The sequence below is a fragment of the Neptuniibacter sp. UBA6509 genome (genome assembly GCA_002435145.1).
Lineage (GTDB): Bacteria > Pseudomonadota > Gammaproteobacteria > Pseudomonadales > Balneatricaceae > Neptuniibacter.
In genome coordinates this window covers 38654-60644 of sequence record DJLT01000041.1, presented here as the reverse complement: position 1 = coordinate 60644, position 21991 = coordinate 38654, and the positions used below count along the sequence as shown (strand labels likewise).

21 protein-coding genes are annotated in these 21991 nt (G+C 43.1%); 4 read left to right on the top strand and 17 right to left on the bottom strand.

The annotated features are described in order from the left end of the window. Positions 1–102: 102 nt before the first annotated feature. From B4K11_RS05435 to B4K11_RS05420, 4 genes are all read right to left on the bottom strand, one after another. The gene (locus tag B4K11_RS05435) at positions 103–432 is read right to left on the bottom strand and encodes a hypothetical protein (RefSeq protein ID WP_292949096.1); all 330 of its coding nucleotides are present in this window, start codon (positions 430–432) and stop codon (positions 103–105) included. Further along, positions 416–1372 carry a GTP-binding protein gene (locus tag B4K11_RS05430; protein WP_292949099.1) on the bottom strand — a complete coding sequence of 319 codons (957 nt, stop codon included), beginning with the start codon at positions 1370–1372 and terminating at the stop codon, positions 416–418. Before B4K11_RS05430 ends, B4K11_RS05435 begins: the two co-directional genes overlap by 17 nt. Positions 1373–1606: 234 nt before the next feature. Beyond that, positions 1607–1957 (bottom strand): hypothetical protein, encoded by a 351-nt coding sequence (locus tag B4K11_RS05425; protein WP_292949102.1) that lies wholly within the window; start codon positions 1955–1957, stop codon positions 1607–1609. Beyond that, the gene (locus tag B4K11_RS05420; protein WP_292949104.1) at positions 1957–2913 is read right to left on the bottom strand and encodes a GTP-binding protein; all 957 of its coding nucleotides are present in this window, start codon (positions 2911–2913) and stop codon (positions 1957–1959) included. Before B4K11_RS05420 ends, B4K11_RS05425 begins: the two co-directional genes overlap by 1 nt. A gap of 333 nt (positions 2914–3246) precedes the next feature. Between B4K11_RS05420 and B4K11_RS05415 the strand changes: the two genes are divergently transcribed. Next, on the top strand, positions 3247–4356 hold the full coding sequence (locus B4K11_RS05415; RefSeq protein ID WP_292949107.1) for an FIST signal transduction protein: 1110 nt from the start codon (positions 3247–3249) through the stop codon (positions 4354–4356). 260 nt (positions 4357–4616) lie between these two features. Then, positions 4617–7307, top strand: coding sequence for a sensor domain-containing protein (locus B4K11_RS05410; protein WP_292949108.1), 2691 nt, complete (start codon positions 4617–4619; stop codon positions 7305–7307). On the opposite strand, the gene B4K11_RS05405 is transcribed toward B4K11_RS05410, so the two are convergent. Genes B4K11_RS05405 through rluD form a run of 3 tightly spaced genes read right to left on the bottom strand, consistent with a single transcriptional unit; the run spans position 7283 to position 9650 of the window. Continuing rightward, positions 7283–7909, bottom strand: coding sequence for a M15 family metallopeptidase (locus B4K11_RS05405; protein ID WP_292949110.1), 627 nt, complete (start codon positions 7907–7909; stop codon positions 7283–7285). The genes B4K11_RS05410 and B4K11_RS05405 overlap by 25 nt on opposite strands. A 34-nt stretch (positions 7910–7943) precedes the next feature. Then, a complete protein-coding gene (gene pgeF, locus B4K11_RS05400; RefSeq protein WP_292949112.1) occupies positions 7944–8675 on the bottom strand; it encodes a peptidoglycan editing factor PgeF in 732 nt (243 codons plus the stop codon). Positions 8676–8681: 6 nt separating this feature from the next. After that, positions 8682–9650, bottom strand: a complete 969-nt coding sequence (gene rluD / locus B4K11_RS05395; RefSeq protein ID WP_292949115.1) for a 23S rRNA pseudouridine(1911/1915/1917) synthase RluD — start codon at positions 9648–9650, stop codon at positions 8682–8684. A gap of 148 nt (positions 9651–9798) precedes the next feature. On the opposite strand from rluD, the gene B4K11_RS05390 reads away from it, so the two are divergent. Further along, on the top strand, positions 9799–10731 hold the full coding sequence (locus tag B4K11_RS05390) for an outer membrane protein assembly factor BamD (protein ID WP_292949118.1): 933 nt from the start codon (positions 9799–9801) through the stop codon (positions 10729–10731). Between the two features lie 87 nt (positions 10732–10818). Next, a complete protein-coding gene (gene nadE / locus B4K11_RS05385; protein WP_292949120.1) occupies positions 10819–11652 on the top strand; it encodes an ammonia-dependent NAD(+) synthetase in 834 nt (277 codons plus the stop codon). Between the two features lie 88 nt (positions 11653–11740). Here the strand turns inward: nadE and thiO are convergent, their stop codons facing one another. The 10 genes from thiO to lspA form a co-directional block, all read right to left on the bottom strand. Continuing rightward, positions 11741–12826: a glycine oxidase ThiO gene (gene thiO, locus B4K11_RS05380; RefSeq protein WP_292949122.1), complete on the bottom strand. Its 1086-nt coding sequence runs from the start codon at positions 12824–12826 to the stop codon at positions 11741–11743. A 75-nt stretch (positions 12827–12901) separates the two neighbouring features. Further along, a complete protein-coding gene (locus B4K11_RS05375) occupies positions 12902–13459 on the bottom strand; it encodes a GspH/FimT family pseudopilin (protein ID WP_292949124.1) in 558 nt (185 codons plus the stop codon). Positions 13460–13511: 52 nt separating this feature from the next. Further along, entirely contained in the window at positions 13512–13904 is a 393-nt protein-coding gene (locus B4K11_RS05370) for a type IV pilin protein (protein ID WP_292949126.1), read from the bottom strand. After that, the gene (locus B4K11_RS05365; protein ID WP_292949129.1) at positions 13904–18436 is read right to left on the bottom strand and encodes a pilus assembly protein; all 4533 of its coding nucleotides are present in this window, start codon (positions 18434–18436) and stop codon (positions 13904–13906) included. Before B4K11_RS05365 ends, B4K11_RS05370 begins: the two co-directional genes overlap by 1 nt. 31 nt (positions 18437–18467) lie before the next feature. Further along, positions 18468–18911, bottom strand: coding sequence for a pilus assembly PilX family protein (locus B4K11_RS05360; RefSeq protein WP_292949132.1), 444 nt, complete (start codon positions 18909–18911; stop codon positions 18468–18470). Continuing rightward, complete coding sequence (locus B4K11_RS05355) at positions 18908–19870, bottom strand: PilW family protein (RefSeq protein ID WP_292949135.1); 963 nt, start codon at positions 19868–19870, stop codon at positions 18908–18910. The genes B4K11_RS05360 and B4K11_RS05355 overlap by 4 nt, the downstream gene beginning before the upstream one ends. 3 nt (positions 19871–19873) lie before the next feature. Beyond that, the gene (gene pilV, locus B4K11_RS05350; RefSeq protein ID WP_292949137.1) at positions 19874–20320 is read right to left on the bottom strand and encodes a type IV pilus modification protein PilV; all 447 of its coding nucleotides are present in this window, start codon (positions 20318–20320) and stop codon (positions 19874–19876) included. Beyond that, positions 20317–20823: a GspH/FimT family pseudopilin gene (locus tag B4K11_RS05345; protein WP_292949139.1), complete on the bottom strand. Its 507-nt coding sequence runs from the start codon at positions 20821–20823 to the stop codon at positions 20317–20319. Before B4K11_RS05345 ends, pilV begins: the two co-directional genes overlap by 4 nt. A gap of 164 nt (positions 20824–20987) precedes the next feature. Next, positions 20988–21416, bottom strand: coding sequence for an FKBP-type peptidyl-prolyl cis-trans isomerase (locus B4K11_RS05340; RefSeq protein WP_292949141.1), 429 nt, complete (start codon positions 21414–21416; stop codon positions 20988–20990). Beyond that, positions 21409–21975, bottom strand: a complete 567-nt coding sequence (gene lspA, locus B4K11_RS05335; protein ID WP_292949143.1) for a signal peptidase II — start codon at positions 21973–21975, stop codon at positions 21409–21411. Before lspA ends, B4K11_RS05340 begins: the two co-directional genes overlap by 8 nt. Positions 21976–21991 lie beyond the last annotated feature (16 nt).

The following is a 21991-nucleotide window of genomic DNA, read 5'->3' as shown; positions in this document are numbered from 1 at the left end:
AAACAGAAAAGAAATATAAGCAGTATAAAACTGACTTGAAACGACACCGTAAATTCAGCAGGGGCGTAGGCTTCCCCACTTTTTATTGAGTAAAAAAATCATTTATAGCAGATCCATAAAACGCTTTTTATTATCTTCAATAAATTGACGAATATGTAACGTATTCGCATCATGCTCACTTAAAAAAACAAGAATGGTATTATTATCTAACTGGAAACCACTAAATAAATTATCTCCAATTTCCATATGCGTCTCATCATAACCTTGTGCACTCTTGGCTGCACTTTTAAAGATATATACCAATGACTGCTTAGCAACCGCCAAATGTTTTCTATATTCAGAAGGGAAAGTGGATTCTTTAATCTCTCCTCCTTGTAAAAAACATCCATACAAGATTAATCCCTCTTCTTGCATCTCATGCCAGATAGTCATTTTCTATACTCCACTGCAGTAAATCACTGGCCTGCTGTTTCAGTACCGGTAACGAAATATCTTTATCAGAACGTAAACACAGTGACTGATTTTGATCATTAAAAACCGACAAGGTATCTACATTCGCCCCTGCAATGACAATATTGTTAACCGCGCCCAAAAAGCTCGCTTTGTCTGAAATAGCACTCGAAAGACGATCAAGATTACACATAAGAGACTTCGTCGATTTATCATCTATATTTGAGCACAGCACCTCTTGTTGATCGCCCAGATGAATAGCACCTAGAACACCTCGTTTATTCATTGCGGCATCCAACAAAGTTTCTTCATAAAGTGGTTTGTAAAAATCGAGTGAAAAACCATTATTATCAAGCAAGCGTTCACAAACTTGATCCCAATTGATATCTCGCTCTACGGCAGATATTAACTCCTCAACAATACCTAAAACAGCACGAGGATCTCGCGCATCAATAAACATGACGGTTGTCATGATGCCTAAATTTTTAATCGCTTTTAAATAGCTCTGGTAATCGGGGTTAGCTTCAACATCCGCATGTGTAACCGCAATAATTAACCTTCGTTTCTGCAAATAATCACTAAACTCTTTTGCATAAAAACGAATATCCCTAAAAGGGTCTTTACGGGTATTATCAACCATCAACACCATGCCGATAGCATCATGAGCAAACTCACAAGCCAGCATCTCCCACATAAAGCGAAAGCGTTCCTGACCGGGCGTTCCATAAAGATGCACACGAGCTTCTTTAGTGAGATCTAAAACACCATAATCCATTGCGATTGTGGTATTTTTTTTTCGTCTAACAGTCACGTCACTCGCTTGCGCATCGGTATCAAGTGTTTCAATATCACTTAACGAGCGTATTGCTGTTGTTTTCCCTGAACAAACTGATCCTGTAAACAGGATCTTATAATCCTTCATTCATACATTCCTTAATCTACAAGAAAATCATATCTATTCAGTGTAGACGGCTACCACTAAACAAAATAAAAAAACTTATAGAAAATCATAGAGAAAATACCAAGAAACCCTATTAGCCCTTTAGTTAACAAGGTTTATCGCATGCGAGCAGTGGGAATGATATGCAGAATAAGTCGAATAAAGGCTGAATATATTGAGTATAGAAATTCAATAAGGAAAGATTAGGGTATAGCTTTAGGCTAACATCCGTTCAACTTCAGCCTGTAATACTTTACTTTGTATCTGTTTAATATGCGCCCTTACTTGAGTAACACTTGTTTCTTTATCCGATAAACAAACTAAAACAGTATCTGCTTTTAATAAAAAGCCACTTAGCCTTTTATCGCCGATCTCAAGGTGAGCTTCATTATGTTTACTTTTATGCTTCGAGACATTCAAAAATATATAGCTAAAAGTTTGCTTAGCTATAGTTTCATGGTTGCGCACTTTTTTGCCAAAGGAGGACGTCACAACCTGCTTTCCTTTGAGCACACAGCTACAGAGAACAAGCCCTTCTTTATCTACCGATCCTAGCAAATCACTCATTACTGGCTCCACTGCAAAAGATCTGCCGCTTGCTGCTTAACAACATTAATACTTAACTCCTTTTCAGAACACAAACCAAGCGCTTGCTTTTCCTCTACAAAGACAGAGAGTGTTTCCTGCTGCGGACCACATAAAACCAGATCATCGATACTCCCCATAAAAGCCGCTTTCTTTTCCAAAGCCGTCACTAGATTAATCATAGAACGTAATAGCTCTTTATTCTGCTTATTACTGATATTAGAGCTCAGCACATCACGTTCAGCTCCAAGATGTATAGCCCCGGTAATACCGCGGGTATTCATAGCTGCATCAAGCAATGAAACGTTATTGATATCAGAGGTTAACGCTTCAACCTCGCCTCCCTCTTCAGGCATCGTACTATTGACCTCTAAACGCTTTCCCAATCCATCCCAGTCAATATTCTTTTCACGATGACCTACCAGCTCGCTCACGATGGTTAACACTGAGGCCGGATCCCTAGCATCAATAAAAAGAACCGTGGTAAATAAGCCCATAGATTTGAGCTCTTCCATATAATAATCATGGTCAGGCTCAGCTTGCTCATCAGCATGGGTCACAGCAATAATCAGGCGGCGACGAACAATAAAATCCCTAAACTCTTCGACATAAAAACGAATATCTTTGAAAGGATCAGTTCGCGTGTTGTCCACTAACAAAACCAATGCTTCGGCATCATGCACTAGATCGCTCATCATAAGTTCCCACATGAACTTAAAACGTTCCTGACCGGGCGTGCCATACAGATGAAGTCTAGCGCTATCTGACAGATCTAAAACACCATAATCCATTGCGATGGTGGTTTTTTTCTTACGGCGAATAGCTGAATCGCTAACACTTGCATCCGTATCCACTGTTTCTATATCACTTAATGAACGAATTGCAGTGGTTTTTCCGGAACAAACAGAACCAGTGAACAGAACTTTATAATCAGTCATATTAAATCCCTTATAACTTCAAGATGGGACGATTGAAGCAATAGCAGACCGCCTCAAATTGCAGAGAACTATACCTTAGCCATAACAGCGTTAACCACACTACGGCAATTTAGGTGGGACATACGTTTTTTGGGGTAAGTTCATTTTTAGCCGAAATCGAAAAAGTTGCAACCCTATTCAAATTCTAAATTTAGATTGAATCGCTACTAACCGCTTTAAGACTACCCACTACTAAACAAAAGACCTATAAAAACAGTGGAATTTCATGATACCAAGCGGCAAACTGTTATCTATCGACACACAAATCAAAAATAAAAAGAAAAAAGGTGTGAAATGTATATCTCATTTGATCACTACAACGAGTTAACAAGCGCGATTCAAAAAGAGCCACTCTCTACTAATGAGTACTGGCTAATACTACTCTCTGACAAACACCAACCTCAGCTAGAAGAGATCATCACTCATCTAGACAATCTCGGCATTCGTTTTTTTGGCGCTATATTCCCAGGACTCATTCATGGAAAGAGAATGCTAAACAGTGGCGCCATCATTAGGAAAGTACGCTGTCTGTCGCCTCCAACCCTCATATCTCTTCCAACGAATCAAAGTGATATCAAAAAAAACTTACCTGCTTATAAAGACATTCCTGAAACAGGATCAACCTGCTTAACTTTTATTGATTGCCTATCAACAGGCATCGATGATTTTCTCCATCATGTTTATAACCGTTACAATCAGCGCTGTAGTTACTTTGGCGCGGGCGCGGGGAATAACGATGTAACACTAGGACATGCGGTATTTGGCAATTGGGGCTGTGAAAGCCATAGTGCCGTCATCGCAATTATTGATCAGACAAGCAGCTGCATTGCTCAACATGGATGGGAGAGACACAGAGGCCCGTTTGTTGCGAGTAGAACCACAGGGAATGTAGTACATGAACTCGATTGGGAAGATGCAGAGACAGCCTACCGAGATGCCCTGCCCGAAAAACTGAGAGCGACCCCGCCCGACCGTTTCTACAAAGATGTCACACCAAGATACCCCTTTGCGGTAGAGCACCCTGGATCAGAGGATGTCGTCAGAGACCCTATTTCACTCTGCGGCAACGGCGATGTTATGTTCCTATCAGATATACCTCAAGGCGCGCTACTTTATATGGTGAAAGGTTCCCCGGAACAGCTCATTAGTGCCGCCAGCAAAGCCGTAACTGAAGCCATGGAAAAAAAATCCAGCCATATATTAGTCTGTGACTGTTTATCTAGAACCGCAGCACTAGGGCATCAATTCCCAACCGAATTGAGAGAGGTTTCCGAAAAAGTGTCGGCTGCACAAGATGATGTCACGGTAGAAGGCGTCATAGCACTCGGGGAAATTGCTAGCAACGGCGAGAAAGCAACCAACTTTTATAACAAAACATTTGGCATCTGTAGTTTTCATGACTGATCATCCAGCTGATATTTGGTCTGACCTCCAGCGAATGTATGAACTTTCACTTGCTGTTGGAAATAGCCTTGATCCTAATGAAGTTTGCCGCCAATTTGGTAATGAGCTCATGCGCCAGAGCGAACTCAATTATGTTGGAATTTGGACGCTACCAGAGAAACATGAAGCTGAGCTTCCTATATACCATTTGCAGTACGCTTTCCCTTTCAGTCGAGCGATACACTCACAACTAACTCCTGAGCATCCGGCTCTGCAAATAGATGATGAAGAGAGCTTTATCTTCTATAGCTGTGCCGACTCTCTATTGGCAAATAGATCCCGCAGAAGAAAATACATCAAACAGTTTTTGCGCCCTGTTTCGCTTAGGCTCATTAGGCTATATACGCCTTCTAAGGGACAAAGAAACGTTCAATCTACGAGAATTACGTCAATTAAGAACCCTTATCGATAAATTTTACATCGCATTAAAGGGGGCCTTAGCTTACGAACGTCTTAATACCGAACGGATTTTCTTAACCTCTTTAATCAACAATATTCCTGATCTTGTCTGGCTTAAAGATATGGAGGGGGTCTATGTATCTTGCAACTCCCGTTTTGAAGAGTTTTTTGGTGCCCTAGAGCATCAGATCATAGGGAAAACGGATTACGATTTTGTAGACAAAGAGCTCGCCGACCATTTTAGAGAAAAGGACCAAGATGTTACAGATGCAAACGCCCCTCTGGTTAATCAGGAGTGGGTGACCTTTGCTAGTAATGGACAACGGGTTCTGCTTGAAACCATCAAAACACCGATGGGCTCCCCAACCAATGAAACATTCGGTGTGCTGGGCGTTAGCAGAGACATCACCCCTCTACATCACGCTCAACAAGCCGTTAAAGCTAGCGAATCACTGTTTAGAAGCTATTTTGAATTAGGTTTAATTGGAATGGCTCTCATATCTTCTGAGGGGAAATGGATTCAAGTAAACCAGTATTTATGCGAAATGCTGGGCTACTTGGAAACAGAATTAAAGAGTGAACCACTCACAAAATATATCCACCCTGATGATCAATCCATCTTCGCCGATATGCTTACAGAACAAGAGCTACCGCTACGCAAGAACAGACGCGTAGAGATCCGTTTTTTGCATCACCAAGGCTTACTTATCCATTCTGAAATTGCCATGAGCACCCTACAGACAGAAGATAGGGGGCTTCAATACATCACTCTAATTTCAGACATTACGGAACGTAAGCAAGCTGAGCAACAGCTAAGCCTAGCTGCAAGTGTTTTCGAACATGCAAGCGAAGGCATCATGATCACTAATGATCAAGGTCTGATTATTAATGTAAACCAAGCCTTTGAAAGCCTGACTGGGTACAAATTAAAAGAAGTGATTGGTAAAACGCCCAGCATGCTTAAGTCAGGACACCACAGTGAAGAGTTCTTTGCTTCTATGTGGCACAGCCTTCGCCAAGACAAACATTGGAGAGGAGAGGTCTGGAACCGTAATAAATCCGGTGAGATCTATGCAGAGTTACTAAATATAGCGGCCGTGCAAAACAGACATGGTGTAACAACTCACTATGTGAGTATCTTTTCAGACATTACCCAATTGAAAGAGCATCAGCATGAGCTAGAGAAAATGGCACACTTCGATGCACTCACTCAGTTGCCTAACAGAGTGCTCTTATCTGATCGTTTGAAAACAGCTATCAGTCACTGCCAGCCCTCTGAAATGATGGCGATCGCCTATATTGATCTTGATGAGTTCAAACCGATTAACGATACCTACGGACATGATACAGGTGATCTATTACTTATAGAGGCCTCAAAGCGCATGCGTAATCGACTTGATAAGCACAACGAACTTGCAAGGTTAGGAGGTGATGAGTTTATTGTCATACTTAATAATCTAACCTCCGCATCCCAATGCAGAAAGATTTTAGAAGAGCTTCTGGATACGCTTTCTCACCCATTTATTATTAGGCAACAGACACTTACTATTTCAGCCAGTATCGGTGTCACCGTATACCCTGAATACAATGCAGATCCAGACACACTGATAAGACATGCTGACCAAGCGATGTACACTGCAAAACAAACAGGCCGAAACCGGTATCATTTCTTTGATCCTGCTTTTGATAAACAAACCCAAGACCAACATAGGACTCAAGATGAGATTTCAGCCGCTCTAAGCAAAAAAGAGTTTGTGCTTTACTACCAGCCCAAAATTAATATGCATAGTGGCAAGGTATATGGTGTTGAAGCCTTGATTCGTTGGCAACACCCTACACTAAATTTGCTACCACCAAATAGCTTCCTGCCATTTATAACCGACCTTAAGCTTGCAACTGCACTAGGGAACTGGGTAATGGAAAAAGCGATTTCCCATTTGAGAATATGGCGTTTAGCCGGTCTTGATCTTTCAACCAGCATCAATATTTCTGCGCAACACTTACAAGATTCATCATTCCCGAATCACCTCTCAACACTTTTAGAAAAGTACCCTGAAGTCCCACCCGCAGCCATTGAGCTAGAAGTACTAGAAACCACCGCATTTGATGATCTAAGCGCTGCATCGGATATCATTAAGAAATGTCGTCTTTTAGGCGTTCGCTTTGCTTTAGACGACTTCGGAACCGGATACTCATCACTAACCTATCTACGAAAATTCCCTGCAGATACCGTTAAAATTGATCGTAGTTTTATAATGGATATTTTAGAGGACGAAGAGGATAAAGCGATTGTCGGTAGCATTATCGATTTAGGACATGCATTTAATAAAGAGGTGATTGCTGAAGGAGTAGAAAGTGCTGATCATGGCCACTGTTTATCAGAGATGGGATGTAACCTTGCCCAAGGCTTTGGTATCGCAAAACCTATGCCCGCTGACCATATTCCAGATTGGGTATCTGCATTTAATCTACAAAAACATTGGCAAGATCAATCCACCAAAAAGTCAAAATAGGTATCCGTATACGGCTCATCTTGCAGGGTGAAATGCCACCACTCCTGCTGAAACGGTATAAAACCATATTGAACCATAAGCGTCTGCAACAGCATTCTATTCGCTCTTGCCTGCGCAGAAATATCTTGGCTATCGATCCAAGATTCAGGACCAAAAAAGTCAAACTCTGTCCCCATTTCAAGCTCTTCACCCGTCTGCAAATCAATGAGCGTTAGATCAACCGTACTCCCTCGGCTATGGCTTGAATGACGAACCAAATAACCCCGTTTAAACAACTCCCCTCGCTGAAGGCTAGGAAAAAAACGCGCTTTTGACGCACTAGGCTCAGACTGTTCACACCAATCTATAAAATGATCAACCGCTTGCTGCGGACGATAAGCATCAAACACTTTAATACCTAGGCCAAATTCAGCTAACGCATGCTGTACACGTAGAAGCGCTTGAGCAGCTGGGGACGTAATGAGGCATGTTTCACGCTGATAACCTTTGACCCTTAAGCCAACAAAGTTATCCCCGCTAAAATACTTAAGGTCTAAAACCGCAGAGGGAACAATACTCAGCAGATCAACAAACAGTTCAGGGCGCACCGTTTTATCAGACAAATCTATCTCCAACAGCCATAAACAACTTCTTCAATCATTCGAGCCAGATCAAACTCGCTAAACGCCCTGTTTGACCATCTCGACGATAGGAGTAAAAACGTTCACTGTCACTATAGGTGCACAGATCTGAACTAGAAACATTAACCACGCCCTGACTGCGTAGGCGCATTGCGGCTAACTCATAAATATTGGCCAAGTACTTAGTATGTTTTGAATCAACAGGTTTAAACGCTACGGAAGCCTCTCGGCTGTTATCGCAAAACTGCTCGCGTACTTCAGCACCGACTTCAAATGCATCAGGTCCAATCGCAGGCCCAAACCACACATGTACATCACTTGGATCAGGATAGAGGCTTAAAGTATTTTCAAGTACGCCATTTAACAAACCTCGCCAGCCTGCGTGCGCAACAGCTACTTTACTCCCGGCACTGTCACTAAAAAAAACAGGAAGACAATCCGCGGTCATAACAACACATGCGAGTCCCTTCTCATCAGTCCAGCAAGCATCCGCTTCACGACGAACAGCATCATCCTGAGCTTGAACCAGCTCGATTCCGTGGACTTGAGACAACCATTGAGGTTCACGTGACAGTTTTAAACTGGATGACAACAATTCACGATTTTTGCGAACATCAAGCTCAAGATCAGAAACATGATCTCCTACATTTAGCGCCGCAAAAACGCCTTGGCTGACCCCGCCGAGCCGTGTAGTAGTTAGGGCATGCACATGTTTCGGGGCTTTCCAGTTAGCCGTCACAAAATCCATTATTGACTAGATCTCTTCATCAGCCGCATCAACATCCTCAACTAGAACATCGAGTAATTTTTGGAAGTCATCAGGTAGATCAACCTCCCAGGAAACCAGTTCACCCGTATGTGGGTGCCATAACTCTAATTTTTTCGCATGTAATGCTTGGCGCTTAAAATTACGCAGCGTATCAATCATTTCATCACTACAGCCTTTAGGTAAACGGAAGCGACCGCCGTAAAGCTGATCGCCCACTAAAGGATAGTTAATATGCGCCATATGCACACGGATCTGGTGGGTACGCCCGGTTTCTAGCTTCAATCGAATATGCGTATGCGCACGTAGCTTTTTCAACAAACGGTAATGTGTCACCGCCTCTTTACCTACACCTACAACCGCCATTTTCTGTCGATGCTTGGAATGACGCCCCATCGGTTCATCAACCAAACCACCTCCGGTCATTACTCCGTTAACGATCGCCTCATATTCACGTCCCATAGAGCGATCTTGTAACTGATCCACCAGCTCCGTTTGAGCAATAATCGTTTTAGCTACAACCATTAAACCCGTCGTATCCATATCTAAGCGATGTACAATCCCTGCACGTGGCACTTGGGCAATATCAGGATGATGATGAAGCAAAGCATTAAGTAAGGTGCCATCACGATGACCCACGGCTGGATGCACAACCAAACCCGCCGGTTTATTAACCACTAAGATGTGGTCATCTTCATAGACGATATCTAAAGGAATATCTTCAGCCTTATGGTCCTCAATAACCTCTAATTCAGCGTCAACTTTGACAAGTTCCCCGCCAAACAGCTTATCTCTTGGGCGCTTAATAGCTCCATCTACGGTAAGAGACCCATCTTTGATCCAGCCCTGTAATCGGGAACGAGAATAATCAGGAAAGAGCTTCGCTACCGCTTGATCAAGGCGTTTACCAATCAGATCATTACTTACTTGTGCTTCGAGTTGTATTTGGTCAGACATTAGAACCTGTCAGAACTTTCTATTTGTTGGGCCTATGTGTGTTAACAGGTCCAACCAGTTATGTTTAAATAGGCCGTTGAATTGCTTATAGCCTCTTTCTGCCCAGTATAACCGTTCGGGCCGGAGACTACACTGGGATTAATTAAAGATGCGTACTACCAAAATACTTATTATTGCACTGTTCTGCTTTATGACAGCGGCTTGCTCATGGTTTGAGGATATCCAAACCGCACCGGACATTCCTGAGCAAGACCTTTACCAAGAAGCTATGAGCGCAATGGACAATGAAAACTTCGACATTGCCATCGAAAAACTACAGCTGCTAGAAGCCCGTTACCCGTTCGGTCGTTTTTCAGAACAAGCTCAGCTGGAACTCATTTACGCTTATTTTAGTAGTTATGAGCCGGAAGCCGCACGCGCAGCAGCTGACCGCTTCATCCGCTTACACCCGAATCACGACAATATTGATTATGCGTATTACCTCAAAGGCCTAACAGCATTTGAGCAGGATATCTCATGGATCACTCAATACTTGCCTATTGATGAAACACAACGTGACCCAGGCGCCGCTCTCGATTCATTTGAGAGCTTTGCAACACTGGTAAGCCGCTACCCTGAGAGCCAATATGCGCCGGACTCACAAAAACGTATGGTCTACCTGAAAAACCGCCTAGCCGCTTATGAAGTCCATGTTGCCCGTTACTATATCCAACGTGAAGCCTTTGTCGCAGCAGCTAACCGTGGCCGTTACGTTATAGAGAACATGCAGGAAACACCTGCTGTACCTGACGCACTTGCCGTAATGATTGAAGCCTATACTCATTTAGGGCAACAAGATTTAGCCGCAGACACGCAGTCAGTTTTAGCAAAAAACTTCCCGAGCTATCAGTACTCACCTATTTTCAAAGGTGAGAAAACACTACTGGATGCTGCCACTTTTGACCTATTTAGTGACACAAAAGAAGCGCCAATTGCTAGCCCAGTTCGAATGAGTCAAGAGGCACCAAAACCTGAAAGAAGCATTTTCAGTACAGTAACCTTTGGTGTTTTTGATGACGATGAAAAGCAAAACGCTGAATAATTAATTTTAAGGCACCCTCGGGTGCCTTTTTTAATGGTAAAAATCACATAGACTACGACAACGCGTCAACCAGCTGAGAGAATAAACATGCAAGCCAAAGCCATAATAGAAGAGATGAAAGTTTTAGCTGAGATTAATCCAAACGAAGAGATCTTACTCAGAACAGCCTTTATCAAAGACACACTTCATAAGTCTGGCTTAAAAAATTTAGTTTTAGGCATTAGCGGCGGCGTGGACTCTTCCACCTGTGGTCGTCTAGCTCAATTAGCTGTTGATCAACTAAACAAAGAGCATAACAGTAGCGATTATAACTTTATTGCCGTCCGCCTTCCTTATGGTACTCAGCACGATGAAGAAGATGCGCAAACTGCATTGAACTTTATCCAGCCCAGCCAGCGATTAACGGTTAATGTTAAGCCCTCGGTTGAAGGATTACATGCTGAGGTCTGCCAATCTTTAGCCTCGAACAATCTTAATCAAGCGACAGAATCAGCCGTTGATTTTGCTAAAGGCAATGTAAAAGCGCGGGCACGTATGATGGCTCAATATGAGGTCGCAGGCATTGTTGGCGCTCTTGTTATTGGAACAGATCATTCCGCAGAGAATATAACCGGTTTTTATACAAAATGGGGCGATGGCGCCTGTGATTTAGCCCCTCTTTTTGGGTTAAGTAAACGCCAAGTAAGAGCAGTAGCCAAAACTCTTGGTGCACCCGCTCTCTTAGTTGAGAAAACGCCCACAGCAGACTTAGAGTGCTTGGCTCCGCAGAAAGCAGATGAACACGCATTAGGGCTTAGCTACGATGAAATAGATGATTTTCTTGAAGGGAAACCGGTAACGGCTGAAGTAGAGAAACGCCTCATCGATATCTATACAAAAACTCAGCACAAGCGCGCGCCGATTCCTACCATTTACGACTAAGATCAGCGGTGTATGACTAAGGGCATCGCTCATCTACCTTGTAGGAGCTCAGCCCTTTATTCTACAAGTTAAAGCTATCTATCCCCTGCTATCTATCAAACCGATAGGGTTCAGCTGGAATAATCGTTTCTCGCTGCAACATAAGATCTACCAACAAACGGGTAGACGCAGGCGCAAGCACTAAGCCGTTTCGATACTGCCCAGCATTTACAAACAAATTGTCGTAACCGGGCACAGCGCCAATATAAGGAATTCCTTCAGGTGAACCTGGGCGCAAACCAGACCAGTGATGCTCCACTGAATAATTATCTAGCTCAGGGATAATATCGAGTGCCGTTGCATGCAAAGAAGCCGCTGCCTCTTGCGTGGTACGTTTTTCGAAACCGAAGTGCTCCAAGGTACTTCCAACAAGTACGCGCCCGTCATTACGTGGTATCACATAGCGACCACCCTTAAGCACCACCCGATCGACTAACCCAGGTTTTGCTTTGAACAGCATCATCTGCCCATGTACAGGCTTAACAGGGATCTCTTGACCTAACAGTTTCAACAGATCAGCACTCCATGCCCCTGCAGCGATAACTACTTTATCCCCAGTAACCAACCCTTGTTTTGTATTAACACCCACAATCCGATTAGCATCTTGAGCAAAACTTTCTACTTCCTGCTGCTCCAACAACCTTACATTAGGCTTTCTAACTAAGCTCTCACGCAGCGAACGTCCTAAACGCGGGTTACGAATGCTGCAAACCTCTGGCATCCATAACGCCTCTTCCAACCCTTTTACTAGATTAGGCTCTTTTTGATAAAGAAAATCAGCGTCAACTTTACGTAACGGGCGATGGTATTTTTGCGCCCAAGCCAAAGCATCTTCCTGATCTTCCACATCAACCATAAACATACCCTTCTGACGAAGCTCAGGGTCATAGCCAGTTTCATCTAGCAGCTCATCAGCAAGGTGGATATAACTACTTTGCGACCAAGTAGCTAACTGCGTGACCGCCTCAGGATAACGCCAGGGGTACAATGGGGAAACAATCCCGCCACCCGCCCACGAAGACTCCTGAGCACACAGTTTACGATCCACTAATGTAATTTCAGCCCCTGTTTGCGCTAACTCTCGCGCCAACATCAAACCGATCACACCACCGCCAACAATTAGAAAATCAGACATTGTAATATCCTAGATACCGACTAAACGGGTTCCATTGTGAAGATAAACGGAAATAGAGCATATAATACGAGGTGCTTAATTTGGAGATTGATACCGTAAACGACCTGTTCTCGATAAAACAAGCAGCGCTGCGGTTACCCCGTTACCATCCGTTAATGTAAAAGTACCATTATACCCCGGAGAACTCCCATTGGGTTGAAAGATCACCTTTTCCCCATTGTTCCATATAATGTTATTACTTAACGTAAAAGGAATAATTTTAAGCTGTTGATCAACCAAAGGGGTCCATATCTTATTTTCATCAATATCGATATAAACAAGCAAACCCATCTGCCACACTAATGTCCCTAAGCCTGCATCGCCAGTACAATTATTAATTCCGTCCCAACGGCAAGCGATAACCTGTTTATTTTTAGAGAGGGCAGCCATCCGAGAAAAGGAAAGCCCTGCACGGATAGCCGAAACGTCGGAATCTAACTGCAGACGGGTAAGTAAAGAAGAAAAGCTAGGAAATGCAACTGCCAACACCACAGACAGCAACGCCAACGACATCAGCAATTCGATTAATGAGAAGCCTTTTAAAAAGCCAACAGATAACGTCCAGCGAACTCTGGCGTAAAATTCCTTTTTCATATGTCTCCCCGCAATCCTTTGCAGGTTAGAAAGCTATTTTATTAAAGCAGTACTACCAACAATCATTCTCCGAAGCAGACTTCTGCCCTAAATGATTGACCGTCATATCGCCACAACGATCACCTGCCATCCCATTTTTGGGCCTTGCACGTAAGATATAAGTAGTTGCCGTTTGTACTGGCAAGGCCAAATCATAGAACTTATCCGCACCATCCTTTGGAGCTTCGTTATAAGGCAATGCAGCCCCTACATAAGTTCCATTTTCTGTATATTCTCGCTCCATATGTTGAGCTAAAGATAAAATATTGGCTTGGGCATCAACACGGCGCCCATCTGCAACCTGCTCTTGGTAGCTAGGGTAAGCAATAGATGCCAAAATGCCTACAATAGCCACAACAATCATTAACTCTAATAGAGAAAAGCCTAATTCATATTTACCCTGCATTACCTTACCTCTCTCCATCCTTTACGGCCTTGGCTGAACGTTCCATTAAATTCAGGGCAACTAATCCCAGTACTACTACTATTACTCAAACAAGCACGAACAGTAGTTGATGTTTCACCATCTGCGGGAATCTCCCTTACAAATGACCCATCACCTAAATTTGCAAAGCCCCCACCTTGGTTCATCATAACACCAGAGCCAACCTTATTCTCCACAACAGGGTTACCATCCGCATCAGTCCCCGGCGTAGCCACTAAATCTGAGGCCCCAAAATCACCATCTTCGTCATAGTCAAATGTTGAATTACTCAAAGCAGAACCCGATTCATAGTCAAGAGCCATAATCCAACTGCTCCCCCCCGCTGCGCAAGGATCAGAGGAAGGAATTTTAGTAGCAACCAATACTTGTCCAATTCTTAGCACTGGGCGCGTATCAATTAACTCACCAATACCTCCTGGGCCACTGTAGGTAGTAGACCACGCTAAATCTAAAAACCAACCTTTATCCGATAGCTGTAAACTATTATCTGAAGTAACACGCGCTCCATGATTACCTATTACCCCTTCATAGATAATATCCTGTTGTAATAATTGCGTGCGATCACTAATAATTATCCCTGTATCTAAAACGCCATACAGAGATTGCACTTGAGGGGTTGAACCGACTTGGTTATCACCACTCAGGTAATAGCTACCTGTGCCAAACAGCACCATATGGCGCCCCTTACTATCAAAGGCAGTATTCACAGGTCCCGTAATAGGCTGCCTTGTTCCTGAAGCATCTTTTGCAACAAAAAAAGGAACGGGGGTCGTACCGCTCACTAGCGCTGCAGGCGGAGCCCAGTTTGCAGGTAGGGTACTGGTAATATCAAAGCGCCAGACGTTACCTAAAGTATCCCCAACAATAATACGATCTGCAATTTTGTCTCGATTCAAATCAACTACTGCCGGCTGGCCTACCCCCCCCGTTGTAGGGATGACAATATCCCTAATAATTGACCCATCTGCTATATTTAAAACCCAAATATGCCCCTCTGTAGCCCCATGTGAAAAACCGCTTGTGACTATCACGCCGAATTTACCGTTATGTAAAGGAGTGATAAATGGCTGCTGAATTAATACCCCCATATCCTCATGAGAAAACTCCCATAAGACTTCATCTTCAGTCATATTTTCAGGGTCACTAATATCCAATAATGACACCCCAGCACCTCCTGCTCCGGGGGTAATAGCAACAACGCTTTTCCAGCCACCGGATACTCCGGTAGGTACATCCGCTGGATCAAACCAAGCATCAAACGCTCTTGGAACGCCATCAACATAGTAACGATGGCTATAATCTGGATACACTAACTCATACAAATTACTAAACACGCCTGAAGGGACATAGGCAAATAACTCCTTACCTCCGTCACTACCCAATGTCGCATCAAAGGCATGCAGCATGCCATCATTGGCTCCCACCAACAAAATGGGTGGTTTATTAACATAAACCGAGGATGCTCTGTAAGTCAGATAATCACTTCCTATCGAACTCGTAAAAACAGGAGTACCTAAAGCACTATAGCCAAAGTTATTTTTATTAACATACTGAGGCGAAGAGTTTACGATATCGCCTAACCGGCTCCCACGTTGACGGAATGGATTCGAGTTATTTGTGACCGTCTGTTCAAGCAAGCGACTACCACGTAAAAAATCTAATCTCTGCTGGGCTATTGCTTCAGTGGTCAAAGGACCACTTGAAGGGGTTGTTCGTAGCATCTCTTTTTGCTCTGCGGATAGACTCGCCCACTTAAATTCCACTCCACTAGTATTTAACGTAATACCTGTAATCGAGTCTTTCGAAGCATAAGTACTTGTAAATATTTTCCGATTCGTAAGGGAGGACTCAGCCAACGCATCCATAACGGTGGCCGCACTCCAAGTATCTGAAGTAGCCAACACCCCTGTAGAACTAATCCCGCGAGCAACAAGATCACCTGACCATAAGGTAGTATCCATCAAAGCATTAAATAACGCAGATCCCGTACCTAGACGGGAAGTATTGGCAGTTAAGGCTGATGCTGCACCACGAACCGATGCCGCGATGGAAGCAAATGCATCCGTCAGGCCATCAACCATTTTCCGCGCATCTCCCGCGGTATAGAAATTATCCGCTCTCTTATAATCACTGCCTGAATTTGGGTCCAATATATCTGTATTGGTATACCACCACCATTCTGGCAGAGCATCTGTACGAAGGTAAGGATCACCTAAACTTTGATCATCGCACTCTGTTCCTGTTGGAGTATAACTAGGCAAAGAACAACTAGGGTGCTTACGGACAACAAACCCACCATACTTTGCCGTGAGCCAGAATTGATTGTTTCTCTTGTCGCGTAAAACTTCATTCTCTAATACATCGACCCAATAGGTTTGAACTGTCTGAGTGCCCGCATAATCACCACTATCAGACCGAATATCGGTTGTATTTGCATCATAAGCAAGACCTGCCATAAATGCAGAATTATTTCGTCCAGAATAGCTAGCAGCGCTGGTATCAATACTTATACCTTCAAGGGCTGCGATTTTATCTGTTGCCGTTCGAACATCAACAGTGATGTCATTCGTAACTCCTGAAGGTTTTGAAGGCTCATCAGTTCCAGATGTATTACCAGGCAAATTCTTATCTCGGTGAGTATTTACATCACCAATCCCTAAAACTACGTTTTTCTGGCAAGCGTATTGAATAGGATCACTCCACGTCCGAACAACAGGAAATCCATCAACCCATTTCGCTATTTCAGTGCTACCAGGAGAAGAGTTATGATTAGGCGTTTTCGTATAATATTCTTCTATGCTGCTTTGGTTTTTGTAATACCTAAGCGCCGTATAATATAGTTCACTTACAGGATCATAACTTTTAAAGTTATTGCTATTAAGCTGCCCAAACTTATTAAGGTAATTAAGAACACCACTATTTGATACACTTGCCCCATAATATGTTGCGGTATCAGATGCATCGGCAGCGTCAGGATTTTGAATCAGCACCCCTGTACTAGCATCCCATTCGGTATTTGGATTGGTAATAACCCCCAAGGTAGGATCCAACTGCGTAGGACCAACATATTTCTTGCTAGCCCTTAAAACGCCACCATCTCTATTGTAATTAGAATCATTAAGGTAGCCAAAAATACTGTATCGGATTTCATCTGAATATCGTTGAATAAGACCTTCAGGTTTCCAGTTAGAGCCATACTGTTTACAGTTATCCTCTACTCCAATATTAGAATCACAGACCTTAACCCTTACTGTTGTCCCATATTTATCACTAGAAACATTATCGTAGGCAACCGATCCAGCACTTGTAATTTCATGAATAGTAAGATTATCTACATAATACTCATGACCTCCATGTACATATAACCGACTGAAATTATTATAGTTAGTATCTGCATTGCTAGTAACTGTGCCTAACTGTGTACCAGAACTGTTAAAAACAGTTAACTTGAATTTATTACCAGATACAGACTGAAAAACAAAACGATACCACTGATCAGAGGGGCGAGAAATCGAGACGCTACTGCTTATTGTTGTTCCAGATCCCCCGTTACGACGCTCAATTCGAATGTTTCCGGAAGAAATATTAAAACCATAACCATTCGCGCTGCTATTAGATAAAGCTAAGCGATCGGATTGCCCATTTTGAGTACCGACTGTAGGCCGATAAATCCAGCCATCAAAAATGAAGTCATCATAATCCACTGTGGTGCCAAGATTTTTATACCCCCCATTAGGGTCGTCATTGTTAGTCTTTTTTAGAGAAAAACTATCATCCTGCGCTTGAGTTGAGCTTCGTGAAACCGATCCACTAGAATACGTACTCCATCCCGAACTAAAATCAGTATCATGAAAAGCTATAACAGATGCGGCACCTGTCAGGTTTGTAAACCCATGACCTGATGGCAACGTAAAATGCATCTGGTTAGCCAGCCCACCTACCTCTGACTTAAAGGTAGCTGTAGAAAACGGTGTCGCATTATTTACAACAGTCGCTCCCGAGATCGTCCTTTCATCAAAATAATTATTTTGACCGCTATGACGAGCTTTCTCTAACCAAGTTTCAGTGGTTGTGTCTTTAACTCTATAACCGCCTGTCAATGCCCAACGAAATGGATCAATTGTCTGGGTCGTAGCCCAATTTAAATAATTTCCGCTCCATACATCTCCGGAACATTTAAAATCACTTGTGAGACTGACCGGATAAAAGTGACGATCGGCTTCTGTTGTTTCATACTGGTAGCGATAACATTTTCCTGAATCAAAATACCCGATGCTTTCCACATCCTCATCATAACTACCTATATTCGCAGCACTTAACACCGTCGGCCATTCAACAGATGGGACTAATGCTAAATTTCCTGGCACATTACCTTCACCTAAAAACAAGGGGGTTTGAGCTACAGTAGAAGCCATACTTAAAGGCGTCCATAAGCTAACAGAAACAAGCGCAGAGACTAACCAACAGAGGCTTGTAGATTTTGAATACTTCATTGAACAGTCTCCCATAACCGTGAAAGTAATCTTATTCTTCCACTACATAAATTGATTCAAGCCGAACATCCGATTGTCCGGTAAAGCCCGCTGATGAGGCTGTCACTCTAATCACAGCTCCAGAAGAATCAGCATCAATACCTGTACTTACGTAAATCTCCGCCAACAATTCAGCATTCCAAGAAGGAACTGCTGCCGAGGAGAAAGAGGCTGCATAACTTCCACTAATCGATGTATCTTGATCTAGAGCGTCATCGAAATAATCAGTTCTTGCCTGCCGTTCCCCTTCTCGTAATCCAGCCTCTGCTGCATTAAAAGCAGAATATTGGTCTCGCAAGTTACCTGACATTGTCTCCTGCATCGTCGTTCCCTGCATGGAGCTAACGCCAATCAATGATAAAACTACCAAAAAGATAAGCGCAACAATCAACACAGCGCCCTTCTGATCTGATTTAATCTGACGCTGAGTAATCATTGCAAACGATTCCTTATCGCTATAGTGGTAGAAAACTGGTGCGATATATTTTGGTCTCCTACAACATCCACCGTCACCCTGACTGCTACAACATCATCCCACTCATTAGCTGCCGTTATCTGAACAGCAGTATTCGAGTAGTTGAGCGCAGGCCCTGCACCCGATACAACAGCGTAGTTAAACGTGAGATCCGTTACACCTTCAACCAACTCTTGATCATCAGGAGCACCATTATCATAGCTAACGCTCCGAAGCGCACTTGAGGTAGTTAAGCCCGAACCTACATAAAATAGAGTACTAGACAATAACGAAATATCTGTACTCCCCCCGGAAAGATATGAGTGACTTAATGCTTGCGTTGCCACAGTTTTATTATTCATCGTTTCCCCAGCGGTCCCTCGCTCTAAGTCAGCAGTATCACTCGCGGCCGTGTTCTGAAAAATATCGCAACCTATTGCATCCGAGAGGACTAAAATAGCTCCCGGCGTTTCACCACCAATCGTAGAAAACGTAGTATCAGTCGAATCTACATTTGCCGATAAAATAGCTCCAGCAGCCTCGGCAGCATGCTTCACTATTATCAAATCCGTGCCTGCCTGATAGCCCGTTAAATCACCTGCAAAGAATTCACCTGTAGAATTGGCCCAACCTTTAATTGGATCATTGAGATCATAGGCATCCGACTCATAATCTGAATCTGCTGTATTAATAACATCTACCGCATCCACAAAACAGCTACCTTTATAGCCTGTATTTCGAATATCTTGAGCGATGAGTTCCAAGGCAAAGCGTCCGTTTTCCTGGACTCTGGACAATGCTTCATTGGATCTAAAGCTTTGAGAGCTACCAATAAAGACCGAGATAACACCACCAATTACAAACAAGCCAAGGACTAAAGCGATCATCAACTCTACTAAACTAAAACCCTTTTCCTTCGCGCTCAGCCCCCTAGCCCTCATTCACTAAAACTCCATCTGGTAATTAAAACTAGTTAATACTGACTCATCAGCATCACTTGCAGCACGAATTCTAGCCCTATTATCATTCCACTGAATCGTTATTGATGCCGCATTCGCAGTAGAACCTATAACCATCACTACCTGCCCAGAAGCACCAGAACCCAACTGATTTACAACTCGCGCATCCCATTCTGCTCGATCACCACCTTGACCATCATTATAATCGCCATTTTCTGCAGAATCGGGAGCAGCTCGAATCCTATCCGCAAGATCGTAGGCTAAAAAAGTAGCCTGTGATCTTAAATAAGATCCATTATTACTTTTCAGGGCAACTGTTTGTAAAGCGGCAACAGATAACAACCCTATAGAAATAATCACTATAGCAATCAGCACTTCAATCAACGTTGTGCCCTTTTGTTTTTTTGATTGGCAAGCTTTTGAATCAATCATGGGCAACTATCTCCTGCGCTAATTTCCTGCACAGCAGTTCGTCCAGTTATATTCACAGATATACACCGATGATCTGTATCATTCTGAATTCTCACCCCTCCAATGGTAATACCTCGTCCTAAGCGATCAAACGCAAAACCATTCGCTGCTCCTGACGCAACCAAATCAACAGATTCCCAGATTTTTATTACGGTAACATCCGCTGCGTCCTCTAAATCAGAACCCTGCTGCGCAACAACCATCCAACCACTACTCCAATCCACATCAAAATCACAAGCGTCTTGAGCTGAATTTGAACGACAAACAGCCGCATTTTCCCTGCGACTTAAAGCCTCAGAGCGAGCAAGTTGAACCGCGGTATTTAAACTATGGGTTGCAGCCCGAAGTCGAGACGACTCAATGAAGGAATTGAAGCTAGGAACTCCAAGGCCGAGAACGAACCCCAGTATGATGACTGCGATCATTAATTCTAATAACGTGAAGCCTTTTTCCTTTACAGACATTACCTACTTCCAGTAAATAAAAAATACTTTATATACTTAAGATTAGTCGTTTAAGGAAACATACGCCATACAAACATTAAGGGGGGTCTTAGGAAAGCGTAGACCTAAGATCGTCATAATACAAAAAACCCGAATAATTTTATTCGGGCTTGGGTGTTTGTTGCTTAGCTGACTTTAAGTATATCTACTTCAAAGTCTAGCTGTTTCCCTGCTAATGGATGGTTAAAATCCACCGACACCATTTTGTCGTCAAATTCCGATATTACTCCAGGAAGCTCTCCGTTACCAGCATCCGCAAATGAGATCACTAACCCTTGCTCTAACTCCATTCCCTCAAACTGTGAACGGGGTACCTTCTGTATATTGCTTGGGTTTGGCATACCAAAGCCGTTTTCTGGCAGTATTCTTAAGGTCTGTTTCATCCCTTCTTCAAGACCAAACAGTGCTTTTTCAAAACCTTCTGTAAGATTACCATCACCTACCGTAAACGTAGCCGGCTCTTTATCAAAGTTAGTGTCGATGATCTGCCCATCTTCTAATTTAATAGCAAAATGTAGAGTGACAGTTTTTCCAGGGCCTATTAATTTACTCATTACTCATCTCTTCAGAGGTTTTACGTTTAGCTTCCAGAAAAAGCATATCAAAAATCAATATTATCGCGCCCAGCGTAATTGCTGAATCTGCTAGATTAAAGGCAGGGAAGTAATAGCCATTATAATGCAGAGAGATAAAATCAATCACGTAGCCAAGAACAACACGATCATAAAGATTACCTAAAGCGCCGCCTAGAACCATTGATAACGCTAGACCTAACCACCAATAACGACGCTCCGTACGTTGCATCCAAATAACTAACACCACACTGACAACCATAGCAATCAGAGCAAAAGCCCAACGTTGCCAGCCCCCCGCATTCGCTAAAAAGCTAAATGCAGCACCTGTATTATGTAGCAAGGTAAGATCAAAAAACGGGAGCAAAGGTATAGTTTCGGCGTAACTGATATTAGCAACAGCTAACTGTTTACTGCCTAGATCAAGAACAATGACTAATAACGAAAGCCACCCCCAAACGAGGCAGCTCCGTTTTACGCTATCGGCTTGATGGCTCACAGCATTCTGCCCAGCATCAACATTTTCACTTGTCGTTGTCATTATACAATGCCATCAC

Excerpts from the sequence above, each read along its gene's own strand:
- thiO (WP_292949122.1), bottom strand. The coding sequence starts at position 12,826 with ATGTCTGATTTTCTAATTGTTGGCGGTGGTGTGATCGGTTTGATGTTG.
- B4K11_RS05420 (WP_292949104.1), bottom strand. The coding sequence starts at position 2,913 with ATGACTGATTATAAAGTTCTGTTCACTGGTTCTGTTTGTTCCGGAAAA.
- B4K11_RS05360 (WP_292949132.1), bottom strand. The coding sequence starts at position 18,911 with ATGATTACTCAGCGTCAGATTAAATCAGATCAGAAGGGCGCTGTGTTG.
- B4K11_RS05430 (WP_292949099.1), bottom strand. The coding sequence starts at position 1,372 with ATGAAGGATTATAAGATCCTGTTTACAGGATCAGTTTGTTCAGGGAAA.
- B4K11_RS05415 (WP_292949107.1), top strand. The coding sequence starts at position 3,247 with ATGTATATCTCATTTGATCACTACAACGAGTTAACAAGCGCGATTCAA.
- nadE (WP_292949120.1), top strand. The coding sequence starts at position 10,819 with ATGCAAGCCAAAGCCATAATAGAAGAGATGAAAGTTTTAGCTGAGATT.
- lspA (WP_292949143.1), bottom strand. The coding sequence starts at position 21,975 with ATGACAACGACAAGTGAAAATGTTGATGCTGGGCAGAATGCTGTGAGC.
- B4K11_RS05345 (WP_292949139.1), bottom strand. The coding sequence starts at position 20,823 with ATGTCTGTAAAGGAAAAAGGCTTCACGTTATTAGAATTAATGATCGCA.
- B4K11_RS05390 (WP_292949118.1), top strand. The coding sequence starts at position 9,799 with ATGCGTACTACCAAAATACTTATTATTGCACTGTTCTGCTTTATGACA.
- B4K11_RS05375 (WP_292949124.1), bottom strand. The coding sequence starts at position 13,459 with ATGAAAAAGGAATTTTACGCCAGAGTTCGCTGGACGTTATCTGTTGGC.
- pilV (WP_292949137.1), bottom strand. The coding sequence starts at position 20,320 with ATGATTGATTCAAAAGCTTGCCAATCAAAAAAACAAAAGGGCACAACG.
- B4K11_RS05370 (WP_292949126.1), bottom strand. The coding sequence starts at position 13,904 with ATGCAGGGTAAATATGAATTAGGCTTTTCTCTATTAGAGTTAATGATT.
- B4K11_RS05340 (WP_292949141.1), bottom strand. The coding sequence starts at position 21,416 with ATGAGTAAATTAATAGGCCCTGGAAAAACTGTCACTCTACATTTTGCT.
- B4K11_RS05355 (WP_292949135.1), bottom strand. The coding sequence starts at position 19,870 with ATGAGGGCTAGGGGGCTGAGCGCGAAGGAAAAGGGTTTTAGTTTAGTA.
- rluD (WP_292949115.1), bottom strand. The coding sequence starts at position 9,650 with ATGTCTGACCAAATACAACTCGAAGCACAAGTAAGTAATGATCTGATT.
- B4K11_RS05410 (WP_292949108.1), top strand. The coding sequence starts at position 4,617 with ATGATGAAGAGAGCTTTATCTTCTATAGCTGTGCCGACTCTCTATTGG.
- B4K11_RS05365 (WP_292949129.1), bottom strand. The coding sequence starts at position 18,436 with ATGAAGTATTCAAAATCTACAAGCCTCTGTTGGTTAGTCTCTGCGCTT.
- B4K11_RS05435 (WP_292949096.1), bottom strand. The coding sequence starts at position 432 with ATGACTATCTGGCATGAGATGCAAGAAGAGGGATTAATCTTGTATGGA.
- B4K11_RS05425 (WP_292949102.1), bottom strand. The coding sequence starts at position 1,957 with ATGAGTGATTTGCTAGGATCGGTAGATAAAGAAGGGCTTGTTCTCTGT.
- pgeF (WP_292949112.1), bottom strand. The coding sequence starts at position 8,675 with ATGGATTTTGTGACGGCTAACTGGAAAGCCCCGAAACATGTGCATGCC.